Here is a 13,693-nt window from a genome sequence, read left to right as displayed (position 1 = left end):
GCGGCTCTTCTACGCCTCGTAGACGCGACCCTTCCACGCGACGCGGCGTCGCCCGGCCAGCGCGTAGACGGGCAGCACGAGCAGCGGACTGATCGGGCCCAGGATCCCCTCCGCCAGGTCGAGCGGCCGGCGTCGCCCCGTGATGACGCTCACGAGGGTGCGGTCGAGCAGCCCCGCGATGCGCACGAGGTGCAGGATGCGTGCCGTCGCGCCCCTGCCCGCGCTGGCTTGGGCATCCGGCCACACCCGCAGCACCCAGGGCAGCGTGTAGACGCAGATCGTGAGGAGGCTCGTCGCCGCCATCAGCGCTCGAGAACCGTGGTGGAGGCCGAGGAGCGACTTCGCGAAGCCGCGCACGGAGCTACCGTAGCCGTCGTACATGCGCACGGCGATGGCGCTTCCGCCGCGCGCGACGACAACCCGCCCGCCAGCGGCGCGCATCCGCTCGGCGAGGCGCATGTCCTCGACGAGCTCACCGCTCACGGCCGCGTGGCCGCCGATGCGGTCGTAGGCGGCGCGGGTGAATGCCATGACCTGGCCGTTCGCGACGACCGGCGCGCGCCGGTGCTGCAGGGCCACGGGCACCGAGCCGAGCACGACGGCGTCGTTTAACGGGGTGATAAGCCGCTCGCCGAGCGTTCGCGTCTCCTGGCGCGGGAACACCGTGAGCAGATCGGCGCGGGACGCGCGCATGGTGGCCAGCAGCGCATCGAGCGCGCCGGGGCTCCAGCGCACGTCGGCGTCGGTGAACACCAGCACGTCGCTCGGGTGCCGCGCGACGGCGTCTGCCTCTGCCTCTGCCTCGGCTGCTTCAGGATCTCCTGACCAACATCGGTGCGATTCCGAGTGTTCTCGGCCCGAAGCGGGCGCTGCCGGCGGATTCTGCACTGAAGTTGGACACTGGCTTGCGCGACCAGCGGGACCGGGAGCGGCACGACCGGGAAAAGGAGCGGGGGCGGGAGCGGGCGCAACTGCCTCGGCGAGCTGCGCGCACGACCAGTTCTTGCCCGTCCAGCCGTCGGGGCGAGGCGCGCCGCCGAGCACCCGGGCGCCCGCCGACTCGCTGAGGGCCCTCGTCGCGTCGCTCGACTCGTCGTCGAGCACGATGACCTCATCGGCGCCCTGCCCGAGGAACCCTGGCAGCGTCTCCCGCAGGGTCGCCTCCTCGTCGCGGGCGGGGATCAGCAGCGAGACGCGAGGGGCCCGCTGTCGAGCTGGTGCGCCGGCCCGCAGACTCGGCTGCGTCAACAGGTTCCCGAGCAGCACGACGGCCCGGGCACCGAGGTAGGCGAGCGCGATTCCGGCGACGGCGCGGCTCGCGAGCACCCGGCTCACCCGCGCCCCCTGCCGCGCGCCCCGCCGCGGCGCATCCCGAAGCCCTCGGGCCTCGTCAGGTAGGCGAGCATCCGCCCGGCGATCCCGACCCGGTCTCGACGGAAGCGCTGCGCGTCGAACACGACCCGGTAGCCGGGGAGCGGGCGGGCGGGATCGGCGGCGTCGAGCGCCCGGTCGAGCTCGCCGAGCATCGACGCGAGCGCCGCCCGGAGCTGCTCCGGGCGCACCGGTGCGCCGAAGCGGATGAACGCCTCCGGCTTCGCGGCACCCCGAAGGACGACGCGGATCGCGACGGGCACAAGCGGCACTCCAGCTCGCTCCGCGACCCACTCGGCACCAGGGTGCAGGTCGGACAGGCCGCGTCCGGCGCGCAGCTCGCCCTCCGGGAAGATCAGCGCCCAATCGCCCGCCCGGGCGCGGGCCACGAGAGTGCGGAGCGCGCGCGGAGGAACGGCACCGACCAGCCTCAGGAACGGGAAGCGCTGCAGCTGCTCGTCGCCCATCATGACGGCGACGTCGGAGCCGACGTTCCTGGCGAAGAGGCCGATGAGGTAGGCGTCCCACCAGGAGCCGTGGTTCGCGGCGAGCACCGCCCCGCCCGCCGGGGGCGTGCCCGTGACGGCGATCGAGAGCAGCCCCGTCCGCACGTCGCGCACAGCGCTGCGCACGAGCAGTGCGCGGGCCAGGCGAAGCATCATGGTGTGCTCGACGCTATCGCAGGCGAGGGAGCGACAGGCCGGGCGGACGAACGCTCACCAGCCGCGCAGGCCCGCGGCGACGACGCCCCCGACGACGAGCAGGAAGACCAGCAGGTCCGTCCAGGTGGCGACGAGCTCGTTCAGGCTCTTGCCGCGCTTCGCGAGGTGGCGCAGGCCCGCGAGGCCGAGGTAGATCGCCCCGGGGAGCGCCCCGATGAGCCCCCAGCCGGGGACGAGCGAGGAGACGAGTGCGACCACGCCGAGGCTGAGGTTGGCGAGACCGAGCTCCTGGACGACCTGCGCGGTCGCCGCTCCGGTCTTCGTCATCGTGTCGGTCGAGGCACCGGTTCCGGTGCCTGTATCGCCCCATTCGGCGTCGTCGTCAGGAGCGTCCTCCGAGTCGCCGTGCGCCGCTCCGAGGATCGTCTGCGTGGTGCGCCGAGGGTTCGTGAGCTGGCTGATGCCGGCGACGATGAGGCGGATCCCCACTCCCCAGAACGCGAACCAGATCCCGAACACGATGGCCGGGTTCCCGCCCGCGACGCCCAGGTGGACGCCGCCGAAGATCAGCGGCAGCACCACTGTCTGGAGGATCACGAGGAGGGCGTACATGCACGGTCCGATCGGCGTCGGGATGCCCGCAGCATCACTGCCGATCTGAGCGGTCAGTGCTGCATCGCTGCATCGAGGGAGGGGTGATCTGCACGCTATTGCATGCCGAGTCCCGCCGACAACACGGCGACGCGCGTTTACATGGACCGTCGTGCTGAAAGAATGGCCGGGTGAGCATCCACCCGAGTTTCACGCCGAAGAAGCCCTGGTACCGGCGCAAGAGTAGGACGGTGCCCCTCGGCGTGCTCTCCGCGGGGCTCGTGGGCGCGATCATCTGGGTGTCGACCCCCTGGCCAGCTGCCATGCTCATCCGCGCCCTGTTCGAGCTCGACGCGAAGCGCACCATCACCGAGATGGAGACGTTCGCCCCGACCGCCGACACCCTGCAGGCGCAGCTCGACGTCCCCTACGGCGACGACGGATCCGACACGACCTTCGACCTGTACTCCCCCGCTGGCACGAGCGAGGCGCTGCCGACGGTCGTGTGGATCCACGGGGGCGCGTGGATCTCCGGCGGCAAGCAGAACGTCGACCCGTACGTGCAGATCCTCGCCGCCGAGGGGTTCACGACGGTCGCCCTGAACTACACGGTGGCCCCCGAGGCCACGTACCCGACGGCGCTCACGCAGCTGAACGACGCGCTCGCACACCTCACCGAGCACGCCGCCGAGTACAACATCGACCCGAGCCGCATCGTCCTCGCCGGCGACTCCGCTGGCGCGCAGCTCGCAAGCCAGCTCGCGACACTCGCCACGAACCCCGACTACGCCGAGCTCGTCGGTCTGAAGCCGGCGCTCGCCGGCGATCAGATCGCCGGGATGGTGCTGAACTGCGGCATCTACGACGTGAGCGGCATCCCGGACGCGCCCGGCCTCGGCGGCTACGGCTTCCGCGTCGCCCTGTGGGCCTACCTGGGTGAGAAGGACTGGTCGCAGACGCCTGGCGGCCTCGAGATGTCGACCCTCGACTCCGTGACCGCCGACTTCCCGCAGACGTGGATCTCCGGCGGCAACGCCGACCCGCTCACCTCGAACCAGTCGCAGCCGTTCGCGGCGAAGCTGCAGGGGCTCGGCGTGCCGGTCACGACCGTCTTCTATCCGGACGACCACCAGCCGGCGCTGCAGCACGAGTACCAGTTCAAGCTCGAGGGGGCGGATGCGCAGAGCGCGCTCACCTCGACGATCGACTTCCTGAAGTCGGTCACGTCGGCCGCCTGACCGCAGCCCGCCGCCCGCAACCCAGCCAATAGGTCACTTTCACCCCGTTCTCGGGGTCGAGATGGGGCGAAGCTGACCTATTCGGCGGCGGGGTTGGTGGCGGCGGGGCTGGTGGCGGCGGGGTGGTTGGAGACGGGGTTGGTGGCGGCGGTGGAGGTGGCAGCGGCCGAAATGAGCAGCGCCCCGAGCGACGCGGCGATCGTGATCGACGCGGCCGCCCCGAACGCGAAGCTCGCCGGCATGTTCGCCCCCACTGCGAGGTAGGTGCCCGCGTAGACCGAGAGCGCAAGGGCCGCCGCGAGGCGTTGGCTGAGCTGGAAGAATCCGGCCGCGACCCCATTCACCCCTGGCGGCGCCTCCTTGAGCGTCAGTGATTGATTCGATGGGATGAAGAGCCCGGAGAAGAACCCCTGCAGCGTCCCGGCGCCCAGGATCCCGAGCACGATGAGCGGCTCCGATCCGGTCGTCACCAGGGCGATCTCGACGGTCACCACGATGAGCGCCAGGCCGAGGACCCACGTGATCCCGCTACGGCCGAAGCGCCGTGCGAGCCGCCAGCTCAGCATCGACCCGACGACCATGCCGAGGGCGCGGGGCGTGAGCAGCAGCGCCGCGGCGAACGGCGAGTAGCCGAGCCCCTCGATGAGGAACAGCGTGGTCAGCAGTCCGATGCCGAGGGCTGAGCCGAACGTGAGCGCGGCGACGGCGGTCCCGAGCAGGTAGCCGCGGTTGCGGGCGAGCTCAGGATGCAGCACCGCGGCGCCACCCTGCGCGTAGACGCGACGCTCCCAGAGGGCGAAGAGCACGAAGAGCGCAGCCGCAGCTGCAGCCAGCGCGGCGAGGAGGGCCCCGGCGCTCACCGCCGCGACCAGCAGCGCGAGCGTGCCGGTGCCAAGCAGCACGACGCCCACCGCATCTACCTGTCGCAGCGCACCTCGCGCACCGCCCGGCACGGCAGACGGCCGCGGCAGCACGAACACCGCCGACACGATAAGCACCACGGCGAGCGGCACGGCGAGCAGGAAGACGAGCCGCCATCCCGTGTCCTCGGGGAGGACGGTCAGCAGGATGCCCCCGCCGAGCGGGCCGACGAGCCCGGCGGCCGAGCCGGCGGTCGTGTACCCGGAGAGCGCGCGCGAGCGCATGATGCCGCGGAAGGTGTCTTGGAAGAGCCCAAGCACCTGGGGGTTCACGATGCCGGCCCCGAAGCCCTGCACGAGGCGGGCGATGATGACGGTGGTCGTGTCGTCCGCGAGCGCGGCCGCGAACCCGGCGAGCGCGAACAGCGCGAGCCCGAGCACGTACAGCGAGCGTCGCCCGAGCAGGTCGCCCAGCCTCCCGGCGCCCACGAGGGCGAGCCCGAACGCGAGCGAGTACGACGACGTCAGCCACTGCACCTGTGCGCCATCGGCGTCGAGGGAACGCTGGATGCTCGGCACGGCGAAGCTGAACACGGCTTGGTCGAGGAGGGTCGTGAAGGCCGTCGCGACGCCGAGCGCCAGGATGAGCCCGTCCGGGCGCCCTCGTCGTCCGAGAGCTGAGGGCGCGGCGAAACCCGCCGCGCCCTCAGCCTTCGAGGACGCGACGGGTTCCGTCGCCATGGGGTGCGCGGCGATGGCTACTCCTCGCGCGGGAGGCCCGCGGGGTTCACCTCGGAGACGTCGATGCGCTCATCCTGCAGTCCCCAGCGGTCGAGGATCGCGTCGTACTGGCCGTTCTCGATGGCGTGGTTGATGACGATCGAGACGGCTTCGATGAGGCCGTTGTCCTTCGCGGTGCCTGCTGCGATCTGCGCGTTGGCGGGGAAGCCACCGTTGAGGGTGCCGACGAGCTTCGTCTCTCCGTCGCTCGCCGCCTTGAACGCGGCGGTCGCGTTCGGGCCGAAGTTCACGTCGACTCGACCCGACTGCAGCGCGAGGGTGCCCGCCGCGTCGTCTTCGAAGTACTGGAAGTCGACCGGTTCGAGCCCTGCGGCCTTGTTCTCCTCATCCCAGGCGACGAGGATCTTCTCCTGGTTCGTGCCGGCGCCGACGATGACGGAGAGGCCAGCAACATCCTTCGCCTCGGTGATCGACTCGATCTCACTGTCGGCCTTCACGTAGAAGCCGAGCACGTCTTCGCGGTAGGTGGCGAAGTCGAAGAGGTCCTTGCGCTCCTCCGTGACCGTCACGTTCGAGGTGATGAGGTCGTACTTGCCGGACTGGATGCCGAGGGGCCAGTCGGCCCAGGCGGCGACCTCGCCCTTCAGCTCGAGGCCGAGTCCGTCGGCGATGAGCTGCGCGAAGTCGGCCTCACTGCCGAGGCGCGTCACGTTGTCGTCCTCCGCGAGGAAGCTGAGCGGAGGGATGTACGCGCTGCCGACGACGGTGAGCTTGCCGGCCTCGGCGGGCTGCCATCCGGAGGCCTCGAGGGCCGCGATGGCTTCGGGGACCGGGTCGATCTGCGGGCGACCGTCGACGTTCGCGCTGGTCAGGTCGAACTGGATGAGGCCGCTCGCGGGGGCCGCGCCGTCGGGCTCTGCTGCCGTGACGGGAGCCGACTGGCCGTTGACGATGAGGGTCGTCGCGACGACGCCGATGACGGCGAGTGCTGCGACACCGCCGGCGATGACGCCGACCTTCTTCTTGTTGAGCTTTGCCATGGGTGGCACCTTTCGGGTACGTGCGTTGCTGAAGTTCTGGGGTGGGAGATGCGCGACGGGCCAGGGTGTGGCTAGAGGACCTTGCGGATGAAGTCCTGCGTGCGCGGATGCTGCGGGTTCGTCAGCACCTGCTCTGGTGTGCCCTGCTCGATGACGCGGCCAGCGTCGAGGAACACGATGCGGTCGGCGACCTCGCGGGCGAAGCCGATCTCGTGCGTCACGATGACAAGCGTCGTGCCGCCGTGGGCGAGCTCGCGGATGACATCGAGCACCTCCCCGACCAGCTCGGGGTCGAGTGCGCTCGTCGGCTCGTCGAAGAGGAGCACGTCCGGCTTGAGCGCAAGCGCCCTGGCGATCGCGACGCGCTGCTGCTGGCCGCCGGAGAGCTGCCGCGGGTAGTGGTGCTCCTTGCCCTCGAGGCCCACGCGCTGGAGGAGCTTGCGCGCCTGCGCCTCTGCATCCGCTTTGGATGCTCGCTGCAGCGCCACCGGCGCGGCCGTGATGTTCTGCAGCGCCGTGAGGTGCGGGAACAGGTTGAAGTTCTGGAAGACCATGCCAACCCTCGTACGGCGGCGAAGCGTCTCAGCTTCGCGCAGCTCGAAGAGGCGGTCTCCCTTCCTGACGTAGCCGATGTACTCGCCATCGATGAGGATCGATCCGCCGTCGACGGACTCGAGGTGGTTGATGGTGCGCAGGAGGGTCGACTTGCCGGAGCCGGAGGGCCCGAGGAGGGCGACGACCTCGCCTGGTTCGATCTCGAGGTCGATGTCGTGCAGCACCTCGTGGGTGCCGTACGACTTGCTGACGCCGCACACGCTGACCTGCCCGGATGCTGCGCTGCTGCGCTCGAGTTCCGCTTCGGCGTTCCGGTTGATCGTTGCCTGGCTCATGCTTCGCTCACGTCCTTCCGTGCTGGTCCTGGTGCTGGCGCTTCTGTGGGGCGGGCGGTCGCGCCCGCGGGGATGCCGTGCTTCTTCCGGTCGAGCGCCTTCGCGCTCTCGGCGTTCTCTCCGTCCGGCTTCTCGGGGTCCTCGCGCTGTTTATCTATGCCTCCGCTTTGCTCACCGTCGTCGAGCAGCGCCCACTTCTCGGAGATCCACGCGCGCGCCTTCTGGATGGGCGTCGGCGGCAGCTCCCGGTGCGCGCCCTTCGAGAAGTGCCGCTCGATGTAGTACTGCGCGATCGAGAGGAGCGTCGTGATGATGGCGTACCAGACGACCGCGACGAGGAGCAGCGGGATGATGCGCTGGTTGCGGTTGTAGATGACCTGCACCGTGTAGAACAGCTCCGGCAGGGCGACGACGAACACCACGGAGGTGCCCTTGACGAGGCCGATGATCTCGTTGAAGGCGTTCGGCGTGATGGCGCGGGCCGCCTGCGGCAGGATGATGCGGAAGAAGCGGTACCGGCGGGGCAGGCCGAGCGCGGCGGATGCTTCGAGCTGGCCCTGGTCGACGGACAGGATGCCGGCGCGGATGATCTCCGCCGAGTAGGCGGCCTGGTGCAGGGAGAGGCCGAGCGTCGCCGCGGCGAACGAGGAGATGAGCTGCACCGTCGGGAACTCGACGAGCCAGAAGTCGGTCGTGAAGGGCGTTCCGAGCCCGAGCGTCGGGTAGAGGTAGCCGAGGTTGTACCAGACCACGAGCTGCACGACGAGCGGCACGGACCGGAAGAACCAGATGAAGCTCCACGAGAACGAGTTCAGGAGGGGTGACTTCGAGAGGCGTGCGACCGCGAGCAGTGCACCGAGGATGAAGCCGATCGCACCGGAGAGCACCGTCAGCTGGAGTGTCAGGACCAGCGCGTTGAGCACGATCTGGCTGAAGAAGTACTCGCCGAAGACGTTCCACTCGTAGCGCTGGTTCGTGACGAGCGACCACGCGAACTGGGCGACGGCGAACACGGCGACGGCGGAGAGGATCCACAGCACCCAGTGCTTGGGGTGGACGACCTTGAGGTGCTCACCCGGCCCGAGCGTCTGCATCCGCCGGCTCGCGAGTGGCTTCGCGTCGTCTGGCGGCGTCGACGACGGGCTGTCGGTGGTCGGTGCGGTGTCGAGTTGTGACATCGCGTTCTCCTCTCGGCGGACCCTCGATTCGAGGGGCTCACCCTCGATTTCGAGGGCATGTCGAGAAGGTATGGGCACGCGGATGCGGGGGCGACGGCCTCACTTCACGGAAGTTCCGACACGGTCGCGCGGCGAAGCCCCGCGTCACATTCGGTCACCTGCTCGTCAGGTGAGGGGCCAGCGAGGGGTGCATCCGCGGCGTAGCGTTGAGGTCTCCCCCTCCGGCCGCCCCACCCGCACGACAGGAGCCCCCGCATGCCGACCGTCCTCCTCACCGGCTTCGAACCCTTCGACGGCAACACGAGCAACCCGTCGTGGACGGCCGTGCAGGAGGTACGCGATCGCTGGAACGGCGACGCGGAGATCCACGTACGTCAGCTCCCCGTCGACTTCGCGAGCGTGGACGACGCGCTGCGGGCCGCCCTGGCCGAGGTCGACCCCGACATAGTGATCGCCGTCGGGCTCGCCGGCGGCACCGACACGATCAAGGTGGAACGGGTCGCGATCAACGTCGATGACGCGCGCATCCCCGACAACAGCGGCTTCCAGCCGATCGACGAGCCCGTCGTGGGCGACGGCCCCGCCGCGTACTTCAGCACCCTGCCCATCAAGGCCGCGGTCGAGGCCGTGCGCTCGAGCGGCATCCCTGCCGTCGTCTCGCAAACCGCCGGCACCTACACCTGCAACCACGTCTTCTACCTGCTCTTGCACGAGCTCCGGCAGCGGGCCGGGGCACGCGGCGGCTTCGTGCACATCCCGTACTCCGCGGAGGAAGCCGTCGGCACCGACCGCCCCTTCCTGCCCTTGGACCAGCTCGCGAGCGCGCTCACCGCCGTCGTGCGGGCGACCCTCGCGCACGAGAGCGATGTGCGGGTCGGCGGCGGCACCCTCGACTGAGCAGGACCTCAGAGCCGGTACGCGATGGCGTCGGAGGCGGCGAAGGCGAACCACACGCGAGTGTTGGGCGCCAGGTCGAGCTCAGCGACTCGGCCGGGCGGCACGTCGGCAGAGAACTCGGCGCTCCGAACTCGGATGACGTCCCCTCGCGGCTCGAGGTCCGTGACGATGCCGGGGAGCACGTTCCATGAGGAACTCGGCTCCGATGGGTCCTCGGTGGTGACGGCGACCTGCGTCGGCCGCACGGAGATCCCGACCCGCGTGCCAGCAGCGAGCGATTCGACGAAGCTCGCCGCGACGCGCTGCCCCGCGTCGGCTCTGACGGAGGCGTCGTCGAGGGCGGTGCCGGTCACGAGGTTGAGCGCGGCGAGGCCGGCCGCGAACTGCGTGACGGGCCGCTCGAGCACCTCGCGCGTGGGGCCGACGTCGACGATGCGCCCGCCTTCGAGCACGACGACGCGGTCGGCGAGCATGAACGCGTCGAGCACGTCGTGCGTGACGATGATCGTCGTCTGGTCCGCCAAGACGTCGCGGAGCATCCGTCGGATCGCCGGTGCGACCGACACGTCGAGGGCTGCCATCGGCTCGTCGAGCAGCAGCAGAGCGGGGTCGGACGCGAGCGCCCGGGCGACGGCGATCCGCTGCGCCTGGCCCCCGGAGAGCTGAGCGGGCCGGCTCTGCGCCAGTCTTCCCGCGTCGACGCGGTCGAGCCAACGGGATGCGCGCGAGTTGGCCTCGGCACGCGACAGTCCCTTGCTGCGCGGACCGAAGGCGACGTTGTCGAGTGCAGTGAGGTGCGGGAAGAGCAGCGCGTCCTGCGCGAGCATCGAGACGCCGCGAGCATGAGGTGGCAGCCAGCGTCCACGGCCGCGATCGCCGATGTCGAAGAGGACGTCGTCGTTGAGCCGGGCCGTGCCGGTGTCGGGGCGCACCAGGCCCGCGATGAGCGTGAGGAGCGTCGACTTCCCGGCGCCGTTCGGCCCGAGCACCGCGACGGTCTCGCCGTCGGCGATCGTGAGCTCGACGTCGAACGCCCGCGCCCGCACGGTGGCGGCGAACTCGAAGCTCACGACGCGCTCCGCCGGAGCCGGAAGCCTTTGGCTTCGCCGGCCTGGTGGGCCACCGCGACCACGATCACCGCGACGACGACCAGGACGAGCGACAGGGCGACCGCCGCATCTGGATCGGTTTCACGCTGGAGGTAGATCTCGAGCGGGAGGGTGCGCGTGACGCCCTGCAGCGAGCCCGCGAAGGTGAGGGTGGCGCCGAACTCGCCGAGCGCGCGTGCGAAGGACAGGACGGCGCCGGAGATCACGGCGGGCAGCACGAGCGGCAGCGTGATGCGGCGCAGCACCGTGGTGGGCCGTGCACCGAGCGTGGCGCCGATCGCCTCGTAGCGCGTGCCGACGGTGCGGAGCGCACCCTCGAGGCTGAGCACGAGGAACGGGAGCGCCACGAAGGTCTGTGCGAGGACGACGGCCGTCGTCGAGAACGCGATGGTGACCCCCATGGCCTCGAAGCTCTGGCCGAGAAGCCCGCGCCTGCCGAAGGTGGAGAGCAGGGCGATGCCGCCGACCACGGGTGGCAGCACGAGCGGAAGCAAGACGAGGGAGCGGAGGAGCTTCTGCCCCCAGAAGTCGGTGCGCGCGAGCACGATGGCCATGGGCACCCCCAGGACGACGCAGAGCACCGTCGCGCTGAGGGAGGTGCGCAGGCTCAGCAGGAGCGCATCGATCGACGACTCCGACGTGATGAGCGGAACGAACTCGGCCCAGTTGACGCGAACGATCATGCCGATCAGCGGCAGCAGCACGAAGGACGCGCCGATGATCGCGACGGTCAGCACCCAGCCGGGCACGGCGGCAGAGGCGGAGCTTCTCCGGGGCACTGGATGCGCCCCTACGGCTGGCCGAACCCGGCGTTCGCGAGCACGTCCTGGCCCGCTGCTCCCGTGACGAAGTCGATGAACGCCTGGGCGACCTCCGTGTTCGTCGACGCGGCGACCGGGGCGATCGGGTAGGTGTTCACGGCCTCGCTCGACTCGGGAAACTCGATGCCGGTGACGGCGTCTCCTGCGGCGATGATGTCGGTGACGTAGACGAGCCCGGCGTCCGCTTCACCGGAGGTGACCTTGCCGAGCACGTCGGTGACCGACGACTCCTCACTCACCGGGGTGATGTCGACACCGGTCGCCGTCTCCACGGCGAGCGTCGCGGCGCCGCACGGCACCTGGGGAGCGCAGACGACGGTCTTCGCCTCCGGCTTGGCGAGGTCCGCGAAGGTGGCGATGCCGGCCGGGTTGCTCGGCGGAACCGCGATCTCGAGCACGTTGGTGGCGAAATCCACCGGGGCGTCTGGCGCGATGAGGGTGGCGTCCGTGAGCTTCGTCATGTTCTTCTCATCGGCCGAGGCGAACACGTCGACCGGGGCGCCCTCGGTGATCTGGGTGACCAGGTCGGACGAACCGGCGAAGTTCAGCTCGACCGTCACGCCCGGGTTGCTCGACTCGAACTCGTCGGCCAGCTCCGTGAACGTGCTCTTGAGCGACGCCGCCGCGAACACCGTGATGGATCCCTCGAGGGTGGATGCGCTCGCCGGGGCAGTTTCCGCGGCGGGAGCTGCGGGGGCGCCGCTGCCCGCGCAGGCCGAGAGGCTGAGAGCAACCGCCGCCGTCAGCAGCACCGCCGCGATCTTCCTGGTGGGGGTCATGTGTCGATGCCTTTCGGGCAGTGGTTCGAAGATCGAGGCACGGGAGCTGTTGAGTCATCTCGGATCTGAGGAAGCAAACTGCCCCAGGGCCCGAATCTGCGCCACGAAGCCAACTCTACCGCCGCAGCTGCGGTTCCGCCGATTTCGCCGCTGGACCGGAGGACACGCCAGTGTGCGTCACCGACCCGTGACGGTTCCACGCGCGGGCCGCCGCCCCCGTGTCCCGACTGATCCCGGTCCCCAGGACCATGCCGATCGCGATCGCCACGATCGAGCCGATCGTCTGCATGAGCGTTCCGGCAGCCCCCGCCGCCCCGGACGCGGCCTCGCTCAGGCCGATGAACCCGAGCGCGCCTGGGACGAGCATCCAGTACGCGCACGTCAGCATGACGGCGGGCGGCGGCGCCGCCCTGAGGTGCGACGCCAGGTAGATGGCGGGAACCGCGACGAGTGCGCCGACCATGCCGGAGAGTTCCGTGCCGAGCAGCGAATGCCCGAGCAGCTGCGCCGCGTAGGCGAGCGCCAGGGCGAACACGATCCACAGCAGAGATCGCTTCGGCGCGACCTCCGAGAAGTAGTAGCCGACACCGACAAGCAGGATCCCCACCCACGGCGCCCACGCGCCGAGGCGATCGCTCGACGTGTTCTCGGTGAGCGACGCCCCGGTCACCGTGATCCCGACGTAGACGCCGAACGCCAGCAGCCCGAGACGAGCGAACCCGTAGACGAGCCGGCTCGCGCCGGCCATGATCTGCCCGTTCGTCAGCTCGACCGCCGCGATCGTCAACGTCAGCCCAGGCAGCAGGCTCACCAGCGCGGGCGCGACGAGCAGCAGCACGTTCCCCTCGGTGACGCTCTGGCTCGCCAACGACACTGCGACCGTCGCCAGGAACGCAGTGAGAACCGGGAGCACCAGTGACAGCGTGCGAACCCTCGACCCGATCATGACGATGAGCCCCACCACCAGGCCGAGGGCCGCGTAGATCGGCACGGCGGTCGGGGTGGGATTCATGACCATCCCGAACCCGAGCGTGAGGAGCACCTGCCCGAGCAGCGACAGCAGGAAGCCGAAGCGCGGCTTCAGCCGCGTGATGCGCTCCACCTCGCTCACGACGTGCGCAGGGTCGAGCTGCTCGGCGGCTGCCCGGTGCACGAGCTCCTCGATGGAACCGGCCTGGTCGAGACGCAGCGGCTCCCCGGTGGCCGGGAACACCGCCGTCTTCTCGGTCTTCGGGTCCTCGATGATGATGAGCGTCGGGAGCACGAACACGCGGATGTCCGGTCGCCCGTACGCCCGCGCCAGCCCCTGCAAGGTCACCTCGACCTCGTTCGTGGCCTGCGAGGCCTCGAGCAGCGCCGGCCCGAGCGCACCGAACATCGCCCGCAGGTCGGTGTCGCTCGAGGAGGCACCGTCTTCGGCGCTGTCAGCCTCGATGGCGGCGAGCAACCGCTGCACGCGTGTCTGGCGGAGATTCATGCGCTCGGTTCACAATCCAGGCGGAGGAGCGCCTCTGGT

The 13,693-nt window shown here is 70.2% G+C and carries 13 protein-coding genes; 2 read left to right on the top strand and 11 right to left on the bottom strand.

The window, feature by feature from the left end; genetic code table 11:
* Nucleotides 1-9: 9 nt before the first annotated feature.
* The 3 genes from ITJ67_RS08735 to ITJ67_RS08725 are packed head-to-tail and all read right to left on the bottom strand — an operon-like array spanning nucleotide 10 to nucleotide 2,645.
* Nucleotides 10-1,335, bottom strand: coding sequence for a glycosyltransferase (locus ITJ67_RS08735; RefSeq protein ID WP_194677366.1), 1,326 nt, complete (start codon nucleotides 1,333-1,335; stop codon nucleotides 10-12).
* Nucleotides 1,332-2,033, bottom strand: a complete 702-nt coding sequence (locus ITJ67_RS08730; protein ID WP_160070891.1) for a lysophospholipid acyltransferase family protein — start codon at nucleotides 2,031-2,033, stop codon at nucleotides 1,332-1,334. The genes ITJ67_RS08735 and ITJ67_RS08730 overlap by 4 nt, the downstream gene beginning before the upstream one ends.
* 54 nt (nucleotides 2,034-2,087) lie before the next feature.
* Complete coding sequence (locus ITJ67_RS08725; RefSeq protein ID WP_194677365.1) at nucleotides 2,088-2,645, bottom strand: hypothetical protein; 558 nt, start codon at nucleotides 2,643-2,645, stop codon at nucleotides 2,088-2,090.
* Between the two features lie 170 nt (nucleotides 2,646-2,815).
* Between ITJ67_RS08725 and ITJ67_RS08720 the strand changes: the two genes are divergently transcribed.
* Nucleotides 2,816-3,862 carry an alpha/beta hydrolase gene (locus ITJ67_RS08720; RefSeq protein ID WP_323741430.1) on the top strand — a complete coding sequence of 349 codons (1,047 nt, stop codon included), beginning with the start codon at nucleotides 2,816-2,818 and terminating at the stop codon, nucleotides 3,860-3,862.
* A 77-nt stretch (nucleotides 3,863-3,939) separates the two neighbouring features.
* On the opposite strand, the gene ITJ67_RS08715 is transcribed toward ITJ67_RS08720, so the two are convergent.
* From ITJ67_RS08715 to ITJ67_RS08700, 4 genes are all read right to left on the bottom strand, one after another.
* Nucleotides 3,940-5,463: an MFS transporter gene (locus ITJ67_RS08715; protein ID WP_194677364.1), complete on the bottom strand. Its 1,524-nt coding sequence runs from the start codon at nucleotides 5,461-5,463 to the stop codon at nucleotides 3,940-3,942.
* A gap of 17 nt (nucleotides 5,464-5,480) precedes the next feature.
* On the bottom strand, nucleotides 5,481-6,503 hold the full coding sequence (locus tag ITJ67_RS08710; RefSeq protein WP_194677363.1) for an ABC transporter substrate-binding protein: 1,023 nt from the start codon (nucleotides 6,501-6,503) through the stop codon (nucleotides 5,481-5,483).
* A gap of 71 nt (nucleotides 6,504-6,574) precedes the next feature.
* A complete protein-coding gene (locus ITJ67_RS08705) occupies nucleotides 6,575-7,393 on the bottom strand; it encodes an amino acid ABC transporter ATP-binding protein (RefSeq protein WP_104240008.1) in 819 nt (272 codons plus the stop codon).
* Nucleotides 7,390-8,487: an amino acid ABC transporter permease gene (locus tag ITJ67_RS08700; protein ID WP_194677435.1), complete on the bottom strand. Its 1,098-nt coding sequence runs from the start codon at nucleotides 8,485-8,487 to the stop codon at nucleotides 7,390-7,392. Before ITJ67_RS08700 ends, ITJ67_RS08705 begins: the two co-directional genes overlap by 4 nt.
* A 339-nt stretch (nucleotides 8,488-8,826) precedes the next feature.
* On the opposite strand from ITJ67_RS08700, the gene pcp reads away from it, so the two are divergent.
* The gene (gene pcp / locus ITJ67_RS08695) at nucleotides 8,827-9,468 is read left to right on the top strand and encodes a pyroglutamyl-peptidase I (protein WP_194677362.1); all 642 of its coding nucleotides are present in this window, start codon (nucleotides 8,827-8,829) and stop codon (nucleotides 9,466-9,468) included.
* Between the two features lie 8 nt (nucleotides 9,469-9,476).
* Here the strand turns inward: pcp and ITJ67_RS08690 are convergent, their stop codons facing one another.
* From ITJ67_RS08690 to ITJ67_RS08675, 4 genes are all read right to left on the bottom strand, one after another.
* Nucleotides 9,477-10,538 carry a sulfate/molybdate ABC transporter ATP-binding protein gene (locus ITJ67_RS08690; RefSeq protein WP_160073128.1) on the bottom strand — a complete coding sequence of 354 codons (1,062 nt, stop codon included), beginning with the start codon at nucleotides 10,536-10,538 and terminating at the stop codon, nucleotides 9,477-9,479.
* Entirely contained in the window at nucleotides 10,535-11,356 is an 822-nt protein-coding gene (locus tag ITJ67_RS08685; RefSeq protein ID WP_160073130.1) for an ABC transporter permease, read from the bottom strand. Before ITJ67_RS08685 ends, ITJ67_RS08690 begins: the two co-directional genes overlap by 4 nt.
* Nucleotides 11,357-11,367: 11 nt before the next feature.
* A complete protein-coding gene (modA, locus tag ITJ67_RS08680; RefSeq protein WP_194677361.1) occupies nucleotides 11,368-12,177 on the bottom strand; it encodes a molybdate ABC transporter substrate-binding protein in 810 nt (269 codons plus the stop codon).
* A 115-nt stretch (nucleotides 12,178-12,292) separates the two neighbouring features.
* Entirely contained in the window at nucleotides 12,293-13,654 is a 1,362-nt protein-coding gene (locus ITJ67_RS08675; RefSeq protein WP_194677360.1) for a threonine/serine ThrE exporter family protein, read from the bottom strand.
* Nucleotides 13,655-13,693 lie beyond the last annotated feature (39 nt).

The organism is Pseudoclavibacter sp. VKM Ac-2867 (assembly GCF_015351275.1).
In the GTDB taxonomy this organism is placed as follows: domain Bacteria; phylum Actinomycetota; class Actinomycetes; order Actinomycetales; family Microbacteriaceae; genus Pseudoclavibacter.
Note: the sequence above shows the minus strand (reverse complement) of the source record. Positions and strands in the feature narration are given on the sequence as shown.